This window comes from Piscinibacter gummiphilus, assembly GCF_002116905.1.
Taxonomy (GTDB): Bacteria; Pseudomonadota; Gammaproteobacteria; order Burkholderiales; family Burkholderiaceae_C; genus Rhizobacter; species Rhizobacter gummiphilus.
In genome coordinates, this window is record NZ_CP015118.1 from 4,336,022 (window position 1) to 4,358,506 (window position 22,485).

The 22,485-nt window shown below is 69.9% G+C and carries 22 protein-coding genes and 1 tRNA gene; 18 read left to right on the forward strand and 5 right to left on the reverse strand.

Going from position 1 to position 22,485, the window contains the following annotated elements; translation table 11 throughout:
- Positions 1-64 precede the first annotated feature (64 nt).
- From A4W93_RS19630 to A4W93_RS19660, 7 genes are all read left to right on the forward strand, one after another.
- A complete protein-coding gene (locus A4W93_RS19630) occupies positions 65-997 on the forward strand; it encodes a hypothetical protein (RefSeq protein WP_085752216.1) in 933 nt (310 codons plus the stop codon).
- On the forward strand, positions 997-2,733 hold the full coding sequence (recJ, locus tag A4W93_RS19635) for a single-stranded-DNA-specific exonuclease RecJ (RefSeq protein ID WP_085752217.1): 1,737 nt from the start codon (positions 997-999) through the stop codon (positions 2,731-2,733). Before A4W93_RS19630 ends, recJ begins: the two co-directional genes overlap by 1 nt.
- A 19-nt stretch (positions 2,734-2,752) precedes the next feature.
- On the forward strand, positions 2,753-3,868 hold the full coding sequence (locus tag A4W93_RS19640) for a PQQ-dependent sugar dehydrogenase (RefSeq protein ID WP_085752218.1): 1,116 nt from the start codon (positions 2,753-2,755) through the stop codon (positions 3,866-3,868).
- 57 nt (positions 3,869-3,925) lie between these two features.
- Positions 3,926-4,789, forward strand: coding sequence for a 3',5'-nucleoside bisphosphate phosphatase (locus tag A4W93_RS19645; protein ID WP_085754243.1), 864 nt, complete (start codon positions 3,926-3,928; stop codon positions 4,787-4,789).
- Entirely contained in the window at positions 4,786-5,706 is a 921-nt protein-coding gene (locus A4W93_RS19650; RefSeq protein WP_085754244.1) for a DMT family transporter, read from the forward strand. Before A4W93_RS19645 ends, A4W93_RS19650 begins: the two co-directional genes overlap by 4 nt.
- A 145-nt stretch (positions 5,707-5,851) precedes the next feature.
- Positions 5,852-6,256, forward strand: a complete 405-nt coding sequence (locus A4W93_RS19655) for a response regulator (RefSeq protein ID WP_085752219.1) — start codon at positions 5,852-5,854, stop codon at positions 6,254-6,256.
- Between the two features lie 95 nt (positions 6,257-6,351).
- Positions 6,352-6,975, forward strand: a complete 624-nt coding sequence (locus A4W93_RS19660; protein ID WP_085752220.1) for an L-threonylcarbamoyladenylate synthase — start codon at positions 6,352-6,354, stop codon at positions 6,973-6,975.
- Here the strand turns inward: A4W93_RS19660 and A4W93_RS19665 are convergent, their stop codons facing one another.
- The 4 genes from A4W93_RS19665 to A4W93_RS19680 are packed head-to-tail and all read right to left on the reverse strand — an operon-like array spanning position 6,976 to position 9,568.
- Positions 6,976-7,335 carry a RidA family protein gene (locus A4W93_RS19665; protein ID WP_085752221.1) on the reverse strand — a complete coding sequence of 120 codons (360 nt, stop codon included), beginning with the start codon at positions 7,333-7,335 and terminating at the stop codon, positions 6,976-6,978.
- Entirely contained in the window at positions 7,335-7,979 is a 645-nt protein-coding gene (plsY, locus tag A4W93_RS19670; protein WP_085752222.1) for a glycerol-3-phosphate 1-O-acyltransferase PlsY, read from the reverse strand. Before plsY ends, A4W93_RS19665 begins: the two co-directional genes overlap by 1 nt.
- Positions 7,980-8,004: 25 nt before the next feature.
- Complete coding sequence (locus A4W93_RS19675; protein ID WP_085752223.1) at positions 8,005-8,496, reverse strand: aminoacyl-tRNA deacylase; 492 nt, start codon at positions 8,494-8,496, stop codon at positions 8,005-8,007.
- A gap of 1 nt (position 8,497) precedes the next feature.
- Positions 8,498-9,568: an aldo/keto reductase gene (locus A4W93_RS19680; protein ID WP_085752224.1), complete on the reverse strand. Its 1,071-nt coding sequence runs from the start codon at positions 9,566-9,568 to the stop codon at positions 8,498-8,500.
- 107 nt (positions 9,569-9,675) lie between these two features.
- Here A4W93_RS19680 and A4W93_RS19685 point away from each other — a divergent pair, with 107 nt between their 5' ends.
- Entirely contained in the window at positions 9,676-11,598 is a 1,923-nt protein-coding gene (locus A4W93_RS19685; protein ID WP_085752225.1) for a PAS domain-containing sensor histidine kinase, read from the forward strand.
- Between the two features lies 1 nt (position 11,599).
- Here A4W93_RS19685 and A4W93_RS19690 read toward each other — a convergent pair whose 3' ends face one another.
- Positions 11,600-12,109, reverse strand: coding sequence for a GNAT family N-acetyltransferase (locus tag A4W93_RS19690; RefSeq protein ID WP_085752226.1), 510 nt, complete (start codon positions 12,107-12,109; stop codon positions 11,600-11,602).
- Between the two features lie 76 nt (positions 12,110-12,185).
- Between A4W93_RS19690 and A4W93_RS19695 the strand changes: the two genes are divergently transcribed.
- From A4W93_RS19695 to A4W93_RS19740, 10 genes are all read left to right on the forward strand, one after another.
- Positions 12,186-13,118 (forward strand): alpha/beta fold hydrolase, encoded by a 933-nt coding sequence (locus tag A4W93_RS19695; RefSeq protein WP_085752227.1) that lies wholly within the window; start codon positions 12,186-12,188, stop codon positions 13,116-13,118.
- Between the two features lie 69 nt (positions 13,119-13,187).
- A protein-coding gene (gene prfB, locus A4W93_RS19700) for a peptide chain release factor 2 (RefSeq protein WP_099959940.1) occupies positions 13,188-14,295 on the forward strand; the annotation gives its coding sequence in 2 pieces (ribosomal slippage) (positions 13,188-13,268 and positions 13,270-14,295; 1,107 coding nt in all).
- 139 nt (positions 14,296-14,434) lie between these two features.
- Complete coding sequence (pepN, locus tag A4W93_RS19705) at positions 14,435-17,110, forward strand: aminopeptidase N (protein WP_085752228.1); 2,676 nt, start codon at positions 14,435-14,437, stop codon at positions 17,108-17,110.
- Between the two features lie 28 nt (positions 17,111-17,138).
- Positions 17,139-18,152 (forward strand): class 1 fructose-bisphosphatase, encoded by a 1,014-nt coding sequence (locus A4W93_RS19710; RefSeq protein WP_085752229.1) that lies wholly within the window; start codon positions 17,139-17,141, stop codon positions 18,150-18,152.
- Positions 18,153-18,195: 43 nt separating this feature from the next.
- Positions 18,196-18,271, forward strand: a tRNA-Thr gene (locus tag A4W93_RS19715).
- A 181-nt stretch (positions 18,272-18,452) separates the two neighbouring features.
- A complete protein-coding gene (locus A4W93_RS19720) occupies positions 18,453-18,875 on the forward strand; it encodes a VanZ family protein (RefSeq protein ID WP_237357583.1) in 423 nt (140 codons plus the stop codon).
- A gap of 374 nt (positions 18,876-19,249) precedes the next feature.
- Positions 19,250-19,837 (forward strand): PEP-CTERM sorting domain-containing protein, encoded by a 588-nt coding sequence (locus A4W93_RS19725; protein ID WP_085752230.1) that lies wholly within the window; start codon positions 19,250-19,252, stop codon positions 19,835-19,837.
- Positions 19,838-20,011: 174 nt separating this feature from the next.
- Positions 20,012-20,557, forward strand: coding sequence for a peptide-methionine (S)-S-oxide reductase MsrA (msrA, locus tag A4W93_RS19730; protein WP_085752231.1), 546 nt, complete (start codon positions 20,012-20,014; stop codon positions 20,555-20,557).
- A 7-nt stretch (positions 20,558-20,564) separates the two neighbouring features.
- Positions 20,565-21,215 carry an ABC transporter ATP-binding protein gene (locus A4W93_RS19735; RefSeq protein ID WP_085752232.1) on the forward strand — a complete coding sequence of 217 codons (651 nt, stop codon included), beginning with the start codon at positions 20,565-20,567 and terminating at the stop codon, positions 21,213-21,215.
- Positions 21,212-22,480, forward strand: coding sequence for an ABC transporter permease (locus A4W93_RS19740; protein WP_085752233.1), 1,269 nt, complete (start codon positions 21,212-21,214; stop codon positions 22,478-22,480). Before A4W93_RS19735 ends, A4W93_RS19740 begins: the two co-directional genes overlap by 4 nt.
- Positions 22,481-22,485 lie beyond the last annotated feature (5 nt).

The window sequence follows — 22,485 nt, forward strand, 5'->3', positions numbered from 1 at the left end:
CGCATGAACCCTTGGTGACGGGGCCGCCGTAGGGGCATTGCGCCCCAACCGGGATAATCCACCCATGCACCTGATGATTCCGTTCGCCTCCGTGATGTCCGACAGCGGGCTCCACACGCTCCGCGACCTGACGCTGCCGAACCTGTCGAAACTGTTCGCCCGACTCACCCCGACGCGACGCACCGGCACCGACGAATACACGCTCAACACCCCGCACGAACGCGCGCTGGCCGAGGCCTTCGGCTGGTCCGGCGACGACGGCTGCCTGCCCTGGGCGGCCCACGCCGCCGCGGCCGACGGTGTCGACACCGGCACGGCGGCCTGGGGCCAGCTGACCCCGGTCCACTGGCACGTGGGCGCCGACCACGTGAGCCTCGCCGATCCGCACGCCCTCTTCCTCAGCGCCCAGGCCTCGCACACGCTGTACGAGGCGGTGAAGCCGCTGTTCGAGAGCGAGGGCTGGTCGCTCGCCTGGGGCTCGCCCGGCCGCTGGTTCGCCGCCCACGACAGCCTCGACAACCTGCCCTCCGCGTCGCTCGACCGCGTGGTGGGCCGCAACATCGACCTGTGGATGCCCACGCACCCGCAGGCGCGCCTCCTGCGCCGGCTGCAGAACGAGGTGCAGATGCTGCTGTACCAGCACTCGCTGAACGACGAACGCGTGGGGCTCGGCGCGCTCCCGGTCAACTCGTTCTGGCTGAGCGGCTGCGGCCGCGCCCAGCCGGTGCCGGAAGACCGGGACCGCGTCGTCGACCACCGCCTGCGCCAGCCCGCCCTCGCGGGCGACTGGGCCGGCTGGGCCGAGGCCTGGCGGGCGCTCGACGCCGGCCCGCTCGCCGAGGCCGCCGAACGCGCGCGCCAGGACCAGCCGGTGACCCTCACGCTGTCCGGCGAACGCTTCGCCCAGCGCCTCGAACTGCAGCCGCAGCCGCTGTGGACCCGCATGCGCCGGCAGTTCAGCGCGCCCGCCCCCTACCCGCTGCTGGCGGCCCTGTGATGAACACCCCCTCCATTGTCCGCCGCGACGTGCCGCCCCGCCCCCTCTGGGCGCTGGAGCAGGCCGGCGTGCCTCCGCTGCTCGCGCGGCTCTTCGCCGCCCGCGGCGTGAGCCGCTTCGACGAACTCGACGACGGCCTCGCCCGCCTGCTGCCCCCCGCGCAGCTCAAGGGCGCGACCGAGGCCGCGCGGTTCCTCGCCGACGCCCTCGCCGCCCGGCGGCGCATCTGCGTCGTCGCCGACTACGACTGCGACGGCGCCACCGCCTGCGCCGTCGCGCTGCGCGGCCTCGCGCTGCTCGGCGCCGCACCGGGCACGCTGACCCACGTGGTGCCCGACCGCGCGGTGCACGGCTACGGCCTGACGCCCGCCATCGTCGAACTGGCGATGACCGTGACACCCGACGTGCTGCTGACCGTCGACAACGGCATCGCGAGCCTCGCCGGCGTGGCCCACGCCCGCGCCCGCGGGCTCGACGTGGTCGTCACCGACCACCACCTGCCGGCCAAGGAAGACGGCGTCGGCACGGTGCTGCCCGACGCCACGGTGATCGTGAACCCGAACCAGCCGGACTGCGGCTTCGAGAGCAAGAACCTCGCGGGCGTGGGCGTGATGTTCTACGTGCTGCTGGCCCTGCGTTCCGAGCTGCGCTCGCGCGGCGCCTTCACGCCCGAGAACCAGCCGCGCCTGGATGCGCTGCTCGACCTGGTGGCGCTGGGCACGGTGGCCGACGTCGTGCGGCTCGACGCGAACAACCGCCGCCTCGTCGCCCAGGGCCTGAAGCGCATCCGTGCCGGGAAGATGCAGGCCGGGGTCGCCGCGCTGTTCGCCGCGGCCGGGCGCGACGCGCGGCGTGCGTGCGGCTTCGACTTCGGCTTCGCGATCGGCCCGCGCATCAATGCCGCGGGCCGGCTGTCCGACATGACGCTGGGCATCGAATGCCTGCTGACGGACGACCCCGCGCGCGCGCACGAACTCGCCCAGCAGCTCGACACCATCAACCGCGAACGCCGCGAGGTGGAGGCCGGCATGCGCGAGCACGCCGAGGGCATGCTCGAGGACCTGCTGGCCCAGGGCGGCCTCGCCGGCGACCCGCCGCCCGCGCTCGCGCTCTACGACCCCGATTTCCACGAGGGTGTGGTCGGCATCGTCGCCGGCCGCATGAAGGACCGGCTGCACCGGCCCACCTTCGTGTTCGCGAAGGGCCAGGACGGCCTGCTCAAGGGCTCGGGCCGCTCCATCCCCGGCTTCCACCTGCGCGACGCGCTGGACCTCGTCAGCAAGCGCCACCCCGGCGTGCTGGTGCGTTTCGGTGGCCACGCGATGGCCGCCGGCGCGACGCTGGCCGAGAGCGACTTCCCCGTGTTCGAGCGCGCACTGCGCGAGGTGGCCGGCGAGTGGCTGGACGCCGCCACGCTGTCGCGCACGCTGATGACCGACGGCCCGCTCGAGGCCGGCTACTTCACCCCCGAAACCGTGCGCTCGCTCGACGCCCAGGTGTGGGGCCAGGCCTTCGAGCCCCCGGTGTTCAGCGACGAGGTGGAGGTGATCTCCCAGCGGCTCGTGGGCGAGAAGCACCTGAAGCTCGCCGTGCGCCACGGCGGCACGGTGCGGGACGCCATCTGGTTCGGGCACAGCGAACCGGTGGGCGAACGCGTCACCCTCGCCTATCAATTGCGATTGGATGAGTACAACGGGAAACAAAGAGTCCAAATGATCGTCGAAGGGATCGTCTGAACCACCAGGAACCCTCGCCATGCCCATCGCCCGCCGCCTGTTCATCCTGACCTCCCTCCTGCTGACCGGCGCCTGCGTGCGCGCCGATCCGCAACTCGGGGTGGTCACCGTCGCGAAGGGCCTCGAGAACCCCTGGGGCATCGCCTTCCTGCCCGACGGGCGGATGCTCGTCACCGAACGCCCCGGGCGCCTGCGCCTCGTCACGCCGGACGGCAAGCTGGGCGCCCCGATCGACGGCGTGCCCAAGGTCGACGCCCGCGGCCAGGGCGGCCTGCTCGACGTGGTGCTCGACCCGTCCTTCGCGGCGAACCGCCGGGTCTACCTCAGCTACTCGGAGCCGGGCACCGGCGACGACACGGGCAAGAACGGCACGGCCGTGGCCCGCGGCCGGCTCGACGGCAACCGCCTCGCCGACGTGGCGGTGATCTTCCGCCAGAAGGACAAGCACGCCGGCACCGCCCACTTCGGCTCGCGCCTCGTGTTCGACCGCAGCGGCCGCCTGTTCATCACCCTCGGTGACCGCTTCGCCCGCCGTGCCGACGCGCAGCACCTCGGCACCCACTTCGGCAAGACGATCCGCATCGAGGCCAACGGCGGCGTGCCGGACGACAACCCGTTCGTGAAGACGCCCGGCGCCCTGCCCGAGATCTGGAGCTACGGGCACCGCAACATGCAGGGCGCCGCGCTGCACCCCACCACCGGCGAACTGTGGACCCACGAGCACGGCCCGCAGGGCGGCGACGAGGTCAACGTGGACCTCGGCGGGCGCAACTACGGCTGGCCGGTGATCACCTTCGGCGCCGAGTACGGCAGCGGCCAGAAGATCGGCGAAGGCACCTCCAAGCCCGGCATCGAGGACCCGGTCACCTACTGGGTGCCGTCCATCGCCCCGAGCGGCATGGCCTTCCTGACGAGCGACCGCTACCCCGGCTGGAAGGGCAGCCTCTTCGTCGGCGCGCTGCGGGGCAAGGTGCTCGTGCGCCTGGAGCTCGACGGCCGCAAGGTGGTGCGCGAGGAACGCCTGCTCGCCGACCTCGACGAGCGCCTGCGCGACGTGCGCCAGGGCCCGGACGGCTGGCTGTACCTGCTGACGGACAACGACGACGGGCGGATTCTGCGACTCACGCCACGCTGAAAGGACCTGCGCCGGGCACGGGGTCCACCCGCTGCCTACAATGTCTCGGTGGAAACCCTGAACAACGACCTCAACGCCGACCTGCACTGCCACTCCGTGGTGTCGGACGGCACGCTCACGCCCGAGGTGCTCGCCGCCCGGGCGAAGGCGAACGGGGTCGCCCTGTGGGCCCTCACCGACCACGACGAGGTGGGCGGACAGCACCGCGCCCTGGCCGCCGCCCGCGAGCAGGGCATGGCGTACCTCACCGGCGTCGAGATCTCGGTCACCTTCGCGAACGTCACGGTGCACATCGTGGGCCTCGGCTTCGACCCCGACGACACCACGCTCGTGCAGGGCCTGTGGGCCACCCGCAACGGCCGCGAGGCGCGCGCCCGCGAGATGGCCGAAGGCCTGGCGAAGGCCGGCATCACCGGCACGTACGAGGGGGCGCTCAAGTACGTCGGCAACCCCGAACTCATCTCCCGCACGCACTTCGCCCGCCACCTGGTGGACAGCGGCGTGTGCAGCGACACCCAGGAGGTGTTCCGCCGCTACCTGATCGAGGGCCGCCCCGGCTACGTGCCCCACCGCTGGGCGAAGCTCGGCGACGCGGTGCGCTGGATCACCGGCGCCGGCGGCACGGCCGTCATCGCCCACCCGGGCCGCTACAAGTTCACGCCGAACGAGGAGTACGCGCTCTTCACCGAGTTCATCGCCCACGGCGGGCGTGGCGTGGAGGTCATCACCGGCAGCCACACGGCGGCCGACTTCGTGAAGTACGCCGGCATGGCGACCGAGTTCGACCTGCTGGCCTCGCGGGGCTCCGACTTCCACAGCCCCGAGGAAAGCCACGTCGACCTGGGCCGGCTGCCGCCGCTGCCCGCGAAGCTGACCCCGGTGTGGCAGGCGCTCGCGCACCGCGTGGCGTCGCCGGCGTGAAGGGGCACCACCCCACCCTCGGCATCGCGCTGATCCTGCTGATGGCGGGGTGCTTCGCGACGATGGACACGTCCATCAAGTACCTCGGCGCGTTCGTGCCGGTGCTGCTGATCATGTGGGGCCGCTACCTGACCCAGACGCTCGTGATGACCGTCTGGCTGCTGCGCTCGAAGACGTCGACCTTCCGCGCGGCCCATCCGAAGTTCCAGCTGCTGCGCGGCATCCTGCTGCTGCTCACGAGTTCGGCAAGCTTCTACGGCGTGCAGTACCTGCCCGTCGCCGAGTTCACCGCCATCAACATGCTCACGCCGGTGATCGTCACGCTGCTCGCGGGCTGGGTGCTGCACGAGCGGGTCTCGGCGCTGCGCTGGGCGCTGGTGTGCGGCGGCTTCGCGGGCGCGCTGATCGTCATCCGCCCGGGCAGCGGCATGTTCGGCTGGGCGGTGTTCCTGCCGCTCGCCGGGGCCGTGAGCTACGCGAGCTTCCAGGTGCTCACGAGCAAGCTCGCCGCGCTCGAGAGCCCGTTCACCACGCACTTCTACACGGGCCTGACCGGCACCGCGGTGCTCACGCCGCTGCTGCTGTCGAGCCCGATCGACATCGTCGGCACCCTGCAGGCCGCCACCGCCGGCCACCTCGCGCTGATGCTCGGCATCGGCCTGCTCGGCACCACCGGCCACCTGCTGCTGATCCTCGCGCTGGGCCTCGCGCCCACGTCGACGCTGATGCCGTTCGTCTATACGCAGATCGCCTTCGCCGCGGCCGTCAGCTACGCGGTGCTGGGCCACGCGCCCGACCAGTGGGGCTGGGTCGGCATGGGCGTGGTGGCCGTGTGCGGCGCGGCCAGCGCCTGGCTCAACGTGCGCAAGGGGGCGGTGCCCTCCTCGGCCGTCGCGGCCGACACGATCGCGGACTGATCGCCAAGCGGCCGCAGCCCTGGCGGCGGACACGCGGCGCCCCTGTAGGACAAGCGCGCAAACCGGCTCGGCTGCGTGAAAACCCCCGCGTGCACGGCGTCCCCCGGCGCAATCATGGACCTCACACCGTTTTTCGGAGAGGTCCATGAACCCCAGGAACGATGGCCCCGGCGCCTCCGCGCTGGTGGCCGAGGACGACGCGGCGAGCCAGGTGCTCGCGATGGCGGTGCTCGAACGAGAAGGCCTGCACGTGACGGTGGTGGGCGACGGCGCCGAGGCCGTGGCGGCCTGGCGGGCGGGGCACTACGACATCCTCTTCCTCGACAACCACATGCCGCGCATGAACGGGCGCGACGCGGCCACCGAGATCCGTGCCGCCGAACGCAGCGAGGGCCGCGCCCGCACGCCCATCATCGGCATCACCGCGAGCGGCCTGCCCGAAGAACGCAACGAATGCCTCGACGCCGGCATGGACGCGCTGCTGCTCAAGCCGTTCCGCCTCGACGACCTGTCCCGGCTGCTGCATGAATGGCTTCCGGAGCCCCAATGAACGGCCCGGCCCTCGCCCCACCGCCCACCGGGCCCGCCCCGGGGACAAGCCGCACGCCGTGGCAGCACGGGCGGCGTGGCATTAGGATCGGCACCATGCCCCGATACGTCGAAGTCCACCCCGACAACCCCCAGCACCGCCTGCTCAAGCAGGCGGCCGACGTGCTCCACGGTGGCGGCATCGCCGCGGTGCCCACCGACTCCAGCTACGCGCTCGTGTGCCACCTCGACGACAAGGCGGCCGCGGAGGCGCTGCGGCGCCTGCGCGGGGTCGACGACAAGCACCACCTGACGCTGCTGTGCCGCGACCTCTCCGAACTGGCGAGTTACGCGAAGGTGGACAACAAGCAGTACCGCCTGCTCAAGAGCGCCACGCCGGGCCCGTTCACGTTCATCCTCGAGGCCACGAAGGAAGTGCCGCGGCGCGTGTCGCACCCGTCGCGCCGCACCATCGGGCTGCGCGTGCCGGACCACCACATGCTGCAGGAGCTGATGGGCGTGTTCGGCGAGCCGCTGCTGGGCACCACGCTGATCCTGCCCGGCGACGACCACCCGCTCAACGACCCGGAGGAGATCCGCGAGCGGCTGCAGAACCAGATCCACGTGGTGCTCGATGCCGGCGCGTGTGCGATGGAGCCCACCACGGTGGTGGACCTCACGTCCGGGGAACCGGTCCTCGTGCGCGAAGGCCGGGGCGACCCGGCCCTGCTGGGCCTTTGATCAGACCCGCAGCGCGGCCGTCACCACGATCTCGAGGCGCCAGCCCGCGCGCATCAGCTTTGCCTGCACCGTCGCGCGCGGCGGCGCGTCGCCCGGGGCCACCCAGTCGTCCCACACCTCGTTCATGCCTTCGAAGTCCGCCGGATCGGCGAGGAAGATCTGGGCCATCAGGATGTGGGCGTTGTCGGTGTGCGCCTCGGCCAGCAGCTTGTCGATGGCGGCCAGCACCTGGCGGGTCTGGGTGCGGATGTCGGAGGTCTCGTCCTCCGGCACCTGACCGGCGAGGTACACGGTGCCGTGGTGGATCGCCATCTCGGAGAGGCGGTCACCCACGTGGAAACGGCGCACGGGGTTGGTCATCAGTGTTTTCCTTTGGCAGCGGGCTTGGCGCCCGCGGACTTCTGGCCGAGCTTGCTTTCGGTGCCGGCCAGCAGCTTGCGGATGTTCGGGGCGTGGCGCCAGATCAGCAGCACGCCCATCACGGCCGCGGCGAGCGCGATCGAGTCGAAGCCCCAGATCAGCATCTGGTAGAACGGGGCGAACACCGCGGCCACGATGGCCGCGAGCGACGAGTAGCGGAAGAAGACCGCGATGATGATCCAGGTCAGCAGCGTGGCGAGCCCCAGCCACGGGTTGAACGCGAGCAGCACGCCGGCGGCCGTGGCAACGCCCTTGCCCCCCTGGAACCGGAAGAACACCGGCCACAGGTGGCCGAGGAAGGCGCCGAGGCCCACCAGCGCCACCGCGCCCTCACCCAGCCCGTACGGCTCGCCGAAGCGGGCCACGAGCCACACCGGCAGCCAGCCCTTGAGCGCGTCGAACACCAGCGTGAGGATGGCCGCGAGCTTGTTGCCCGACCGCAGCACGTTCGTGGCGCCCGGGTTGCCCGAGCCGTAGCTGCGCGGGTCGTTCAGGCCCATGGCCCGGCTGACGATGACCGCGAAGGACAACGAGCCGATCAGGTAGGCCGCGACGGTGGCGGCGAGGACGTACAGGTTCTGCATGGAAAAGGGAATCGGGCGAAGGCCGTCATTCTGCACCGGCGCACTGCACCGGCCGTGCCCCGAGCGTCTCGGTGAGTACCCGGGGGTCGATGCCCACGAGGTAGCCGCGCCGCCCGCCGTTGATCAGGATCTTCGGCAGGTCGAGGATCGTGGACTCGACGTGGACGGGCATCTCCTTGCGCGTGCCGAACGGCGACGTGCCGCCCACCAGGAAGCCGCTGTGGCGGTTGGCCACCTCGGGCTTGCACGGCGCCACTTTCTTCACCCCGATCTGCCGCGCGAGGTTCTTCAGGCTCACCTGCCGGTCGCCGTGCATCAGCACGATCAGGGGCTTGGCGGCCTCGTCCTCCATCACGAGCGTCTTGACGACGGCGTGCTCGTCCCAGCCGAGCTGCTTCGCCGACTCGCCGGTGCCGCCGTGCTCGACGTACTCGTACAGGTGCTCGGTGTACGGCACCTTGTGCGCCTTGAGCCAGGCGGTGGCGGGGGTTTCGGAGGCGTGGTCCTTGCGGGCCATGTCACTGGGCCGGATCGCGATGGGTCCAGCGGATGGCGTCGATCTCGGCCAGCAGTTCCGTCGACAGCGTGGTGCCCCACGCATCGACGTTCTGGTCCAGCTGCTCCGGCTTCGTCACCCCGATGATGGTGCTGGCGACCCGCCACGACGTGTAGCAGAAGGCCAGCGCCATCTGCGTGGGCGTGAGGCCGTGCCGGCGTGCGAGCGCGTTGTAGAGGCGGGCCGCGGCGAGCGCCTCGGGACGGCCCCAGCGCTGCGCCTTCATCGAGTCGAAGATCGCGAGGCGGCCCGGCTTGTCGTCGGAGTTCAGGCCCACCTCGTCGTACTTGCCGGTCAGCGCGCCGAAGGCGAGCGGCGAGTACGCGAGCATCGAGACGTTCAGGCGGTAGAGCGACTCGTCGAGCCCGTTGTCGAGCGCGCGGCTGTTCAGCGCGTAAGGGTTCTGCACGGTGGCCACGCGCGGCAGGTTGTGCTGCTCGGCCAGGCGCACGAACTCGTGCACGCCCCACGGGCTTTCGTTCGACAGGCCGATGTAGCGCACCTTGCCCGCCTTCACCAGGCCGGCGAGTGCCTCGAGCTGCTCGTGGATGGTGGTGAAGTCGCGGTCCTGCGACGGGTCGAAGTACAGGTTGCCGAACGTGGGCACGTTGCGGTTCGGCCAGTGGATCTGGTACAGGTCGATGCGGTCGGTCTTCAGGCGAGCGAGGCTGTCGTCGCAGGCCTGGCGGATCTCGTCGGGCAGCAGGTTGCGGCTGCCGCCACGCACCCAGGGCATGCCGCGCGAGGGGCCCGCCACCTTCGTGGCGAGCACGACCTTCTCGCGGGCGCCGGGGCGCTGGGCGAACCAGTTGCCGATGATGCGTTCGGTGGCGCCGTAGGTCTCGGCCCGCGCCGGCACCGAGTACATCTCGGCCGTGTCGATGAAGTTGATGCCACGGCCGAGGGACTGGTCGAGCAGCTCGTGGGCGGCGTGTTCGCCGACCTGCTGGCCGAAGGTCATGGTGCCGAGGCAGATGGGGGTCACCCGCAAGTCGCTGCGGCCGAGGGAAATCAGGGGCAAGGGCGTGCTCATCCCCCGAGTTTAGGGTCTACCCGGACAAGTTGCTGGCGAGGGATCATCCATCATGTGCCGAACCCCGTCGACGGACGGCACATCGACGGCAGTACCGGGGAGATGTGATGGCAATCGGCAGCAAGGTTGACCCTGAGTCCAGCGCCCTGCTGCAGGTGGCCGAAGCGCCGCGTCATGTCCTGTGGGTCCACGACACCGCCCCGTCCGACCGCGTCTGCTATGTCAGCCCGTCCTTCGAGCGCATCTGGGGACGCCCTGTCACCGCGCTCTACGCCGACCCGCAGGAATGGATCGCAGGCGTCCATCCCGACGACCGCGAGCGTGTGGTCGCCGCCTATGACCACTGGGTGGCGGCCCCGCGCGAACGCACCTACGACATCGAATTCCGCGTCGTGCACCCCGAGGGCACCGAACGATGGATCCACGACACGGGCCACGCGGTGCTCTCCGCCTCCGGCAACCTGCAGCTCACCGGCATCGCCGAGGACATCACCGACCGCCGCCGCGACGAGGACGCCCTGCGCGAGCAGCAGCGGTACTTCCGCGAGATGACCGAGTCGCTCACGCAGCTGGTGTGGGCCACACGCCCGGACGGCCATGCCGACTACCTGAGCCCGCAGTGGATCCAGTACACCGGCGTGCCCGCCGAACTGCAGTACGGCGACGGGTGGCTGATGCAGGTCCATCCCGACGACCGCCCCGCCGTTGCCGTGGCCTGGCGCCGCGCGGTGCGCGACGGCACGCCGTACGCCATCGAGATGCGCCTGCGCCGCCACGACGGCACCGACCGCTGGTTCATGGCCCGCGGATGTCCGCTGCGCGCGATCTCGGGCGAGATCCGCCACTGGTACGGCACCAGCACCGACATCGACGACCTCAAGCGCGCCAACGCCGAGCTGCAGCGCGAGCGCGACCGCTTCGCGATGGTGGCCAGCACGTCGCCGAGCGCGGTGCACACGCTGCGGCGCTCCGCGGACGGCGAGTACGCGGTGGTGTTCGGCCTCGACCGTTTCGCCGAAATGTACGGTGTGACGTCCGCCGAGCTGGGGGACAACGCGCTCGCGGTGTTCGCCACGCGTGTCCACCCCGACGACCTGCCCCGCCTGTCGAAGAGCGTCGAGGTCTCCCGTCGCGAGGTCTCCCCATGGCGCGAGGAGTTCCGCATCCGGCACCCGGTGCGCGGCGAGCGCTGGATCGAAGCCCATTCGATGCCCGTCCGGGAGGCCGACGGCACCACCCTGTGGCACGGCACCCTCACCGACGTGACCGAACGGCGTGAAGCCGAGGCCCGCATCCGCTCGCTCAACGCCGACCTGGAGGCCCGTGTGGCCGCCCGCACGGCCGAGTTGCAGACGGCCATGCAGGAGCTGGAGGCGTTCAGCTATTCGGTGTCACACGACCTGCGTGCGCCGCTGCGGGCCATCGACGGGTTCTCGCAGGTGGTGCTGAAGGACTTCGGCCCGCTGCTGCCCGAGACCGGCGAGCGTTACCTGAACATCATCCGCGACAGTGCCCGGAAGATGGGCCAGCTCATCGACGACCTGCTCGCGTTCTCGCGCCTCGGCCGCCAGGCCCTCACGCGCCGTCCGGTCGACACCTCGATGCTCGTGCGCGAGGCCCTCGAGACGCTCGCCCCCATGCGCCAGGGCCGCGTCGTCGACGTGCACATCGGCGAGCTCCCCCCGAGCGACTGCGACCCGGCGATGCTGCGCCAGGTCTGGATCAACCTGCTCTCGAACGCGCTGAAGTACACCCGCAACCGGCCCGAGGCTCACGTCGAGGTGGGGTTCGACGGCCCGGAGTTCTTCGTGCGCGACAACGGCACCGGCTTCGACATGAAACACGCCCACAAGCTGTTCCACGTCTTCGAACGCCTGCACCGCATGGACGAGTTCGAGGGCACCGGCGTGGGCCTGGCGATCGTGCAGCGCATCGTCGAGCGCCACGGCGGCACGGTGCGGGCCGAGGCCGCGCCCGGCCAGGGGGCGGCGTTCTACTTCAGGCTCGGAGAAACCGAGGCCGTGGACTGACTCAGGCGCCGTGGGTCGCGGGCTGGCCCGCCAGCGCGAGCATCGCGTCGCCGGTGACGCGGCACAGGCGCCAGTCGGGCATCACGGTGGCGCCCATGCGCTCGTAGAAACGGATGGCGTCGGTGTTCCAGTCGAGCACGCACCACTCGAAGCGTCCGTAGTGGCGGTCCACCGCCAGCTTGGCCAGGCGGCCGAGGAAGGCCTCGCCGATGCCCTGCCCGCGCGAACCCGGCTTCACGTACAGGTCCTCCAGGTACAGCCCCGGCTGTGCCAGGAACGTGGAGAAATTGGTGAAGAACAGCGCGAACGCCACCACCTCGCCGTCCACCTCGGCCACCATGGCTTCGGCCGCGGGCTTTTCGCCGAAGAGCTGCGGGCGCAGCTTCTCGGGGGTGACCTGCAGCAGGTGGGTCAGCTTCTCGAATTCCGCCAGCTCGCGGATCAACCCGACGATGGGTGCCACGTCGCGGAGTTCGGCGGAACGGATCGAAAAGCGTGATGGGTTTGACATGGGTGGGGCCTGGAACAGTCGAAGGTTGTCACCCGACGGACAACGCCGCTTGGTGCACCGCAATATCATCTCACGCATGACCCCGTATGCCGTACGACGCGAAAGCCACAGTGACTTCCTGACCCTCCGCGGATTGCGCTACCACGTGCGCCAGTGGGGAGACGAAAGCCTGGTGACCCCCGATCGCCCGCCGCTCGTGCTGCTGCACGGCTGGATGGACGTGGGGGCCTCCTTCCAGTTCCTGGTCGACGAACTCGCGTCGATCGAAGGCCCCGACCGCTGGATCATCGCCCCCGACTGGCGCGGCTTCGGCCTCACCGAAACCCCGCAGGCCGACGGCTACTGGTTCCCCGACTACCTGGGCGATCTCGACGCGCTGCTCGACACGCTGCTGGCCCACGCCCCGGCCGACCAGCAGATCGACCTCGTGGGCCACAGCATGGGCGGCAACGTCGTGATGCTCTACGGCGGCATCCGCCCGAAACGCATCCGCCGCCTCGTGAACCTCGAAGGCTTCGGCCAGCCCGCCTCGCGCCCCGAGGACGCCCCCGGCCGCTATGCCAAGTGGCTCGACGAGCTCAAGGAACCGTCGTCCCTGAGCTCGTACAAGAGCGTCGACGGCGTCGCCCGCCGCCTGCAGAAGAACAACCCGCTGCTGCCCACCGACCGCGCCGACTGGCTCGCCGCGCACTGGTCCGCCCCCGACGCGGCCGGCGACTGGCGCATCCTCGGCGACCCGAACCACAAGCGCAGCAACGCGAACATCTACCGCAAGGAAGAGGCCCTCGCCTGCTGGGCGGCCATCGAGGCCCCGCTGCTGTGGGTGGAAGGCGACCAGACCGACACCGACCGCTGGTGGGCCGGCCGCTACACCAAGGCCGAGTTCCACGAGCGCCTCTCGGTGGTGCGCCGGGTCGAGAAACACATGCTCTCGCCGGCCGGCCACATGCTCCACCACGACCAGCCCCGGGCGCTGGCCGAACGCCTGAAAGCGTTCCTCGGGGCCTGACCGCGGTGTGGGGGTTCGCTCCTGTGTGAAAATTGCGGGTTAACGAAGCACTGCGCAGGAAAGCACACCATGGACGTCGAACACATCAATGCCATCGGCAACACCCTCTCCGATCTGACCCGCCGCACGGTCGATCTACGGGGGTATCTTTGACTACGATCGCAAAGCCCTTCGGCTGAACGAAGTCAACGCCGCGCTCGAGAACCCCAAGGTCTGGGACGAGCCCAAGCGCGCCCAGGAACTGGGCAAGGAAAAACGGTCGCTCGACACCGTCGTCGAGACCATCGACCACCTCACCTCGAACCTCGCCGACAACTCCGAGTTGTACGAGATGTCGAAGGAAGAAGGTGACGTCGACGGCCTGCAGGCCATCGAGGCCGACGCCGCGAAGCTGCGCGAGATCGTCGAGGGCCTGGAATTCCGCCGGATGTTCAACAACCCGGCCGACCCCAGCAACTGCTTCATCGACATCCAGGCCGGCGCCGGCGGCACCGAGGCCTGCGACTGGGCCAGCATGCTGCTGCGCCAGTACCTCAAGTACTGCGAGCGCAAGGGCTTCAAGACCGAGGTGATGGAAGTCAGCGAAGGCGACGTCGCCGGCATCAAGAGCGCCACGATCAAGGTCGAGGGCGACTACGCGTTCGGCCTGCTCCGCACCGAGACCGGCGTGCACCGCCTCGTGCGCAAGAGCCCGTTCGACAGCTCGGGCGGCCGCCACACGAGTTTCGCGAGCCTGTTCGTGTACCCCGAGGTCGATGAATCCTTCGAGATCAACATCAACCCGGCCGACGTGCGCACCGACACCTACCGCGCGAGCGGCGCCGGCGGCCAGCACATCAACAAGACCGACTCCGCGGTGCGCCTGACCCACATCCCGACCGGCATCGTCGTGCAGTGCCAGAACGACCGTTCGCAGCACCGCAACCGCGACGAGGCCTGGCAGATGCTGCGCTCGCGCATGTACGAGCACGAGATGCGCATCCGCATGGCCGAGCAGCAGAAGCTGGAAGACACGAAGACCGACGTGGGCTGGGGCCACCAGATCCGCTCGTACGTGCTCGACCAGAGCCGCATCAAGGACCTGCGCACGAACGTCGAGATTTCCAATACGCAGAAAGTCTTGGACGGCGATCTGGACACGCTCATCGAGGCCAGCCTCAAGATGGGCGTTGCCTGATGGACACGGCGCTCCTCCCCCTGCCGTCATCCCGGCGAAAGCCGGGATCCACCGGGGACAGGAGCGCCCACCGGCGCAGTGGGTCCCGGCCTTCGCCGGGATGACACACCGAACGTAGAACAAGAGACAGGACATCCCCATGCGTGAAGGCACCGCCCAACTGATCCGCCGCGAGGACTACACCGCGCCGGCGTACTGGATCCGCAGCGTCGACCTGACGTTCGAACTCGATCCGGCCAAGACCCTCGTGATCAACCGCATGCAGGTCGAGCGCAACGCCGACCAGCCGGCCCAGCCGCTGCGCCTGCACGGCGAGGACATCACGGTCACCCGCGTGCTCGTCAACGGCGACTCGGTGTCGTTCCGCCACGAGGACGGCCAGCTCGTCATCGACACGCTGCCCGACACCCCGTTCTCGCTCGAGATCCGCAACATCTGCGCGCCCGACAAGAACACGAAGCTGTCGGGCCTGTACCAGTCGGGCGGCGGGCTGTTCACGCAGTGCGAGGCCGAGGGCTTCCGCCGCATCACCTACTTCCTCGACCGCCCCGACGTGATGGCGGTCTACACCGTGACGCTGCGCGCCTCGAAGGCCGCGTACCCGGTGCTGCTGTCGAACGGCAACCTCGTCGAGCAGGGCGAGCTGCCCAACGGCAAGCACTTCGCGAAGTGGCACGACCCGTTCCCGAAACCCAGCTACCTCTTCGCGCTGGTGGCCGCCGACCTCGTGGCCCGCGAGCAGCACATCCGCACCCGCTCGGGCAAGGACCACCTGCTGCAGGTGTACGTGCGCCGCGGCGACCTCGAGAAGACCGAACACGCGATGAACTCGCTCATCGCCAGCGTGGTGTGGGACGAGGCCCGCTTCAAGCTGCCGCTGGACCTGGAACGCTTCATGATCGTCGCCGTGGGCGACTTCAACATGGGCGCCATGGAGAACAAGGGCCTGAACATCTTCAACACGAAGTTCGTTCTCGCCACCCCCGCCACCGCCACCGACGTCGACTACGCCGGCATCGAGAGCGTCGTGGGCCACGAATATTTCCACAACTGGACCGGCAACCGCATCACGTGCCGCGACTGGTTCCAGCTGAGCCTGAAGGAAGGCCTCACGGTCTTCCGCGACCAGGAGTTCAGCATGGACATGACCGGCAGCGCCACGGCGCGCGCGGTCAAGCGCATCGAGGACGTGCGCCAGCTGCGCCAGATCCAGTTCCCCGAGGACGCCGGCAGCATGGCGCACCCGGTGCGTCCCGACAGCTACGTCGAGATCAACAACTTCTACACGGCCACCGTCTACGAGAAGGGCGCCGAGGTCGTGCGCATGATGCAGACGCTCGTGGGCCGCGACGGTTTCGCGCGGGGCATGACGCTGTACTTCGAGCGTTTCGACGGCCAGGCCGTGACCTGCGACGACTTCGCCCAGTCCATCGCCGACGCCAACCCCGACAGCGAACTCGCGCGCCAGCTGCCGCAGTTCAAGCGCTGGTACAGCCAGGCCGGCACGCCGCGCCTCGCGTCGCGCGGCCGCTTCGACGCCCCCACGCGCACCTACACGCTGAGCCTCGAGCAGCACGGCCTGCCCTCGCCGGGCCAGTCCGAGAAGGAACCGTACGTGATCCCCGTGGCCATGGGCCTCGTGGGCCGCGACGGCCGCGCCATCCCGTTGCAGCTCGAAGGCGAGGCCGAGGCCTCCGGCACCGAACGCGTGCTCGTGCTGAACCAGCCGCGCAACTTCTACACCTTCGTCAACGTCGACGTCGAACCCGTGCCGTCGCTGCTGCGCGGCTTCTCGGCCCCGGTCGTGCTGAACGACCACCTCGCCGACGCCGACCTGCTGGTCCTGCTGCAGCACGATCCCGATCCGTTCAACCGGTGGGAAGCCGGACAGCGCCTCGCGCTGAACCGCCTGCTCGCCGCCATCGGCAGCGACGAGCCGCTGGTGCTCGACGCTGGCTTCACCGACGCGCTGCGCGCGGTGCTGCGCCACCCCGAGCTCGATGCCGCGTTCAAGGACCTCACGCTCACGCTGCCGAGCGAGACCTACCTCGCCGAGCAGCTGCAGGTGGTCGACCCGCAGAAGATCCATGCCGCGCGCGAGTCGATGAAGCTGCAGCTCGCACAGGCCCTGCGCGACGACTGGGCCTGGGCGTTCGAGCAGCACCAGGTGGCGGGCGGCTACTCGCCCGACGCCGTGTCGGCCGGCAAGCGGTCGCTCGCGAACCTGAGCCTGTCGATGCTGTGCCTGGCCTCGGCCGCCGACGGCGACACCGTGTGGCCGGGCCGCGCGTTCCAGCGTTTCAAGGACGCCGGCAACATGACCGACCGCCTCGGCGCGCTGAGCGCCCTCACCGGCTCGCACGCCGAGCTGGCCGCGCCGGCGCTCGAGCGCTTCCACGCGCTCTTCAAGGGCGACGCGCTCGTGATCGACAAGTGGTTCGCGCTGCAGGCCACCACGCCCGAGAAGAACGGCCTCGTGTTCGAACGCGCGAAGCAGTTGCTCAAGCACCCGGACTTCTCGCTCAAGAACCCGAACCGCGCGCGCAGCCTGATCAGCGCGCTGTGCATGAACAACCCGGCCGCGTTCCACCGCGCCGACGGTGCCGGCCATGCGTTCTGGGCCGACCGCATCGTCGAGCTCGACGGCATCAACCCGCAGCTGGCCGCCCGCATGGCCCGCGTGATGGACCGCTGGGCCGCGCTCGCCGAACCGTACCGCACCAGCGCCCACGCCGCCCTGCAGCGCGTGGCCGCGAAGGCCGACCTGTCCAACGACGTGCGCGAGATCATTGGCCGCGCACTTCAACAGGTCTGACAAGATTCCCAAGCCTCCTGGAGTTCCAATGACCAAACGCATCAGCCTCACCCAGTACCTGATCGAACAGCAGCGGCTGCACGGGCACATCCCGTCGCAGCTTCGCCTGCTGATCGAAGTGGTGGCCCGCGCCTGCAAGCGCATCAGCATCAGCGTCAACAAGGGCGCGCTCGGCGACGTGCTCGGCACCGCCGGCAGCGAGAACGTGCAGGGCGAGGTGCAGAAGAAGCTCGACATCATCGCCAACGAGGTGCTGATCGAGGCCAACGAATGGGGCGGCGCGCTCGCCGCCATGGCCAGCGAGGAAATGGAAGGCATCTACGTGGTGCCCAACCGCTACCCGCAGGGCGAGTACCTGCTGCTGTTCGATCCCCTCGACGGCTCGAGCAACATCGACGTGAACGTCAGCATCGGCACCATCTTCTCGGTGCTGAAGAAGCCCGACGGCAGCGCCGGCGTGAGCGAGGACGACTTCCTGCAGCCGGGCAGCCAGCAGGCCGCGGCCGGCTACTGCGTGTACGGCCCGCAGACCACGCTCGTGCTGACCGTGGGTGACGGTGTCGCGATGTTCACGCTCGACCGCGAGCAGGGCTCGTGGGTGCTGACCGCCGACGACGTGCAGATCCCCGCGGACACGAAGGAGTTCGCGATCAACATGAGCAACATGCGGCACTGGGCCCCGCCGGTGAAGCACTACATCGACGAATGCCTCGCCGGCAAGACCGGCCCGCGCGGCAAGGACTTCAACATGCGCTGGATCGCGAGCATGGTGGCCGACGTGCACCGCATCCTCACGCGCGGCGGTGTCTTCATGTACCCGTGGGACCAGCGCGAGCCCGAGAAGGCCGGCAAGCTGCGCCTGATGTACGAGGCGAATCCCATGAGTTTCCTGGTCGAGCAGGCCGGCGGCGCCTCGACGAACGGCCGCCAGCGCATCCTCGACCTGCAGCCCACGAAGCTGCATGAACGGGTGTCCGTGGTGCTGGGCTCAAAAAATGAGGTCGATCGCATCACTCAGTACCACCTGGATGCAAAAACCTGATCTATAATCGCGGGCTGCACCGGTCCTCGGGCCGTTGTGCAAAGCCGATGTAGCTCAGTTGGTAGAGCAGCGCATTCGTAATGCGAAGGTCGGGAGTTCGACTCTCTTCATCGGCACCAATCCTCGAAAGGGCTTGCGAGCAATCGCAAGCCCTTTTGTTTTGGGCGGCCGCCGGGAACCTCGGGCGGTTTTTCACACTCCGATCACGCGCACCGCGCATCCGGCTCGCCGGGCCTTCACACAGGGCCGCTAGCATGGGCGCATGCGGTCTTCACCGCCCGTTCGCCACCCGAGTGCCCCATGCCCGATCCCAAGACGCCGTCCCGCCTCGCCCAGGCCGCCCCGCTGCTGGCAGGTGCCCGAGCCATCCGCCACTGGCGCGTGATCTCCCTGCTGCTGTTCGTCGTGGTGATGGTGCTCGCGCTGATGCCGCAGGCGCCCACCGAGTTCTCCACGGGCTGGGACAAGCTGAACCACGCCCTCGCCTTCTGTGCCCTCGCGTTCGCGTGGCGCCTGGGGTTCCCCGGCGGCGGCTGGCGCTGGGTCCAGCTCGGCCTCGCGCTGCTCGCGACGGGCGGCGCCATCGAGATCGTGCAGCAGTTCGTGCCGGGCCGTCAGGCCGACTGGGCGGACCTGCTCGCCGATGCCATCGGCGCGGCCATCGGCATGTCGATGGTCGCCACCGTCGAGTGGCTGGTGCGTCCCGCCGCACGCCTGCGCTGAACACGACCTCGCGTCAAGCAATCGATTGTTTCGATGGGTTATCGGGGTTGGCGAATGCGCCACACCCCCGATGAACACGGGGCACGCGGCCGAACGGCCTTCTGGGAAAACCCGTGCGAATCCCATCCACTACACGTCGCCACCCGCCGTCCAGCGGGGATTCCCTTTCGTTCTAGGGGCGACCCCGTGAGTGGGGGGCTTTCACCCCGCGGCAACGCGCGGACACTGCTTCTGCGATGTCGCCGACCACGGCCCTCCCACCTGCCGCAGCCAGAACAACCACGGGGATGCATGCGAGCAGCGCTCTCCCGATGGAAAGCACATCGTCGTTCTGTCCATGCGCCCATCCGGCGCAACTCTTGGGAAGCCCCGACATGTCATTCCGTCCTCACCACGCCCTGCGCACCCTCGCGGCCGCCGCCACCCTCGTGGCCGCATCCACCGCTGCCTCCGCGGCGGCCACCCAGTGGTTCTTCTCCGGCGTCAGCTTCACCGACGGCGCCAACGCCGAAGGCTCGTTCTTCTTCGACGGCACCACGTTCTCCGACTGGGACGTGCAGTCGTACCGGCTGCCCGGCGCCCCCGGATTCCCGGAAGTGATGCCCTACCAGTACACGGTGTCCACCTCCACGTTCAGCACCGACGGCTACGGCATCACGTTCAACCGCAACGACAGCGGCCCCGGCAACTTCTTCTCGATCTACTTCAACTCGCCGCTGGGCGCGAACGGCGGCTCCACCACGGCCTGGGCCTGGGAGCGCACCGAGTCGTTCGGCGGCTCCATCAACTCCCACAGCAGCACGGCCGACTTCACCGTGGCCTCGGCCTCGCTGACCAACACCGTGCGCTCGCTGCCGGCCGCGGTGGCCGCGCCGGTGCCCGAACCGGAAACCTACGCGATGCTGGCACTCGGCGCCCTCTTGGTCGGTGGCGTCGCCCGCCGCACCCGCCGCGCGGCCTGATCGCAGCAGGCCATCCCGGCGAACGCCGGGATCCACCGCCCCGGGCGCCCAGGTGCCGCGGTGGGCCCCGGCCTCCGCCGGGGTGGCGCCCTCCTGAAGACCGTGTCACGACCCTTCCGCCGCGCTTGACGCAGAATGCGGGTTTTCCACTGACTCCCTTCAGGCGGCCGCATCATGACTCCACACCTCGAGACCATCACCCTCGGCGGGGGCTGCTTCTGGTGTGTCGAGGCGGTCTATGAACAGGTCGAAGGCGTGGTCTCGGTCGAATCGGGCTACAGCAACGGCCACGTCAAGAACCCCACGTACGAGCAGGTCTGCAACGGCGACACCGGCCACGTCGAGGTCGTGCGGGTCACGTTCGACCCCGCCCGCATCAGCCTCACCGAGGTGCTCGAGATCTTCTTCGTCGTGCACGACCCCACCACGCTGAACCGCCAGGGCAACGACATCGGGCCGCAGTACCGCTCGGGCATCTACTACGAGTCGGCCGCCCAGGAGCGCATCGCGCGCGAGGTGCTGGGCGAACTGGCGTCGAGCGGCGTGCACCGCTCGCCCATCGTCACCGAACTCACGCCGCTCGCGAACTACTCGCGCGCGGAGGACTACCACCAACACTACTTCGCCCAGCATCCGGGCCAGGGCTATTGCGCGTTCGTCGTCGCCCCGAAGGTCGAGAAGTTCCGCAAGACCTTCGCTCGCCACGTCCGCAAGGGGTGAGGGCCGCGTGCTCGAATTCCAGAATCTCCGGCACCGCTACACGCCACAGGTCGAGGTCCGGTTCCCCGACCTGCGCCTGGCCCATGGTGACCACCTGCTCGTGCTGGGCGCCTCGGGCTCCGGCAAGTCGACCCTGCTCGCACTGATCGCCGGCCTGCTGAGCCCCACGAGCGGCCACGTGCGGGTCGAAGGCACCGACGTCGGCAGCCTGCGGGCCAGCGCCCGCGATGCCTGGCGCGGCGCCACGCTGGGCTTCGTGCCGCAGCGGCTGCACCTGAGCCCGAGCCTGTCGGTGCGGCGCAACCTCGAGCTGCCGTTCGTCTGCGCCGGTGAACACGTCGACGGCCCGCGCATCGCCACCGTGATGGACCACCTGGGCATCGGCGCGCTGGCCCACCGCCGCCCGCACGAGCTGAGCGTGGGCCAGGCCCACCGCGTGGCGCTCGCCCGTGCGCTGCTGCGCGAGCCGCGGCTGATCCTCGCCGACGAACCCACCGCGAGCCTCGACGACGAGGCGGCCACCGATGCCCTCGGGCTGCTGCGCCAGGCGGCCACGGAGACCGGCGCCACCCTGGTGGTGGCCACCCACGACCGGCGCGTCACCGACTGGCTGCCCGGCGCCCACGTCCTGCGGCTCGCAGCCGCCCCCGCGCCATGAGGCTCGCGCTGCTCGCCTGGCGCTACCTGTGGGCCCGGCCGCTCGTGGCCGTGCTGAACCTGGTGCTGCTGTCGCTCGGCCTCGCGTCGATGACCTTCGTGATCCTGGCCAGCGAACAGGTCGAGCACGCGGTGCAGCGCGACCTGGCCGGCATCGACCTCGTCGTGGGTGCAAAGGGCAGCCCGATGCAGTTGATCCTGTCCGGGGTGTTCCACCTCGACTCGCCCACCGGCAACATCCCGCTCGGCACGGTCAAGCTGCTGCGCGACCACCCCCTGGTGGCACGGGTCGTGCCGCTGTCGCTCGGGGACAGCCTGCACGGCTTCCGCATCGTGGGCACCACGCGCGAGTACCTCGACCTGTACGGCGGGCAGATCGAACAGGGCCGCACCTGGAAGATTCCGCTCGAGGCCGTGCTGGGCGCCGATGCGGCGGCCGAACTGAAGCTGCGCCCCGGCGACACGTTCGCCGGCTCGCACGGCCTCGGCATGGGAGGGGACGAACACGACCACTACCGCTACACCGTGGTGGGCACCCTCGCCCGCACGGGCACCGTGCTGGACCGCCTCGTGGTCACCAGCACCGAGTCGGTCTGGGCCGTGCACGCCCACCACGGCAGCGCGCCGGCCGAGGCCGGCCAAGCCGCCGACGAGCACGGGGATGACCACGACCACGGCCACGACGACGACCACGACGCGGCCCACGAGAACGAAGACGACCCCCGCGAGGTCACCCTGCTGCTGGTCTCGTACCGCTCGCCCCTGGCCGCCGTGAGCCTGCCCCGCTGGGTCAACGCCCAGCCGGCGCTTCAGTCCGCCGCCCCGGCCTTCGAGACGGCGAGGCTGATGAAGATGGTGGGCGCGGGCACCGAGGTGCTGCGCGGGTTCGGCATCGTGCTGCTGGCGGCCGCGGGACTGTCGGTGTTCATCGGGCTGTACCACGCGGTGCGCGAGCGCCAGGCCGACCTGGCGATGATGCGCATGCTCGGCGCGCCCCCCCGCCGGGTGGCCACGCTGGTGGTGGCGGAGGCCTTGTGGCTCGCGCTGCTCGGGATCATCATCGGACTTGTGGCGGGTCATGCCGTGACCCACCTGCTGGGCAGTTTCCTGCAGACCGAACGATCGCTCTCGCTGACCGGCGCCTGGGTTTCCCCGTGGGAAGCCGTGGTGCCGGCCGCCGCGGTGCTGCTGGCCCTGCTGAGCGCGGCGCTGCCGGCGATCCGGGCCTTCCGCCTCGACGTGACGAAGCTGCTGCAGGCCCATTGAACGGG

What these genes read in the sequence shown, in the direction of transcription:
- A4W93_RS19630 (WP_085752216.1), top strand. Translation starts at nt 65, where the DNA reads ATGCACCTGATGATTCCGTTCGCCTCCGTGATGTCCGACAGCGGGCTC.
- recJ (WP_085752217.1), top strand. Translation starts at nt 997, where the DNA reads ATGAACACCCCCTCCATTGTCCGCCGCGACGTGCCGCCCCGCCCCCTC.
- A4W93_RS19640 (WP_085752218.1), top strand. Translation starts at nt 2,753, where the DNA reads ATGCCCATCGCCCGCCGCCTGTTCATCCTGACCTCCCTCCTGCTGACC.
- A4W93_RS19655 (WP_085752219.1), top strand. Translation starts at nt 5,852, where the DNA reads ATGAACCCCAGGAACGATGGCCCCGGCGCCTCCGCGCTGGTGGCCGAG.
- A4W93_RS19660 (WP_085752220.1), top strand. Translation starts at nt 6,352, where the DNA reads ATGCCCCGATACGTCGAAGTCCACCCCGACAACCCCCAGCACCGCCTG.
- A4W93_RS19665 (WP_085752221.1), bottom strand. Translation starts at nt 7,335, where the DNA reads ATGACCAACCCCGTGCGCCGTTTCCACGTGGGTGACCGCCTCTCCGAG.
- plsY (WP_085752222.1), bottom strand. Translation starts at nt 7,979, where the DNA reads ATGCAGAACCTGTACGTCCTCGCCGCCACCGTCGCGGCCTACCTGATC.
- A4W93_RS19675 (WP_085752223.1), bottom strand. Translation starts at nt 8,496, where the DNA reads ATGGCCCGCAAGGACCACGCCTCCGAAACCCCCGCCACCGCCTGGCTC.
- A4W93_RS19680 (WP_085752224.1), bottom strand. Translation starts at nt 9,568, where the DNA reads ATGAGCACGCCCTTGCCCCTGATTTCCCTCGGCCGCAGCGACTTGCGG.
- A4W93_RS19685 (WP_085752225.1), top strand. Translation starts at nt 9,676, where the DNA reads ATGGCAATCGGCAGCAAGGTTGACCCTGAGTCCAGCGCCCTGCTGCAG.
- A4W93_RS19690 (WP_085752226.1), bottom strand. Translation starts at nt 12,109, where the DNA reads ATGTCAAACCCATCACGCTTTTCGATCCGTTCCGCCGAACTCCGCGAC.
- A4W93_RS19695 (WP_085752227.1), top strand. Translation starts at nt 12,186, where the DNA reads ATGACCCCGTATGCCGTACGACGCGAAAGCCACAGTGACTTCCTGACC.
- pepN (WP_085752228.1), top strand. Translation starts at nt 14,435, where the DNA reads ATGCGTGAAGGCACCGCCCAACTGATCCGCCGCGAGGACTACACCGCG.
- A4W93_RS19710 (WP_085752229.1), top strand. Translation starts at nt 17,139, where the DNA reads ATGACCAAACGCATCAGCCTCACCCAGTACCTGATCGAACAGCAGCGG.
- A4W93_RS19720 (WP_237357583.1), top strand. Translation starts at nt 18,453, where the DNA reads ATGCCCGATCCCAAGACGCCGTCCCGCCTCGCCCAGGCCGCCCCGCTG.
- A4W93_RS19725 (WP_085752230.1), top strand. Translation starts at nt 19,250, where the DNA reads ATGTCATTCCGTCCTCACCACGCCCTGCGCACCCTCGCGGCCGCCGCC.
- msrA (WP_085752231.1), top strand. Translation starts at nt 20,012, where the DNA reads ATGACTCCACACCTCGAGACCATCACCCTCGGCGGGGGCTGCTTCTGG.
- A4W93_RS19740 (WP_085752233.1), top strand. Translation starts at nt 21,212, where the DNA reads ATGAGGCTCGCGCTGCTCGCCTGGCGCTACCTGTGGGCCCGGCCGCTC.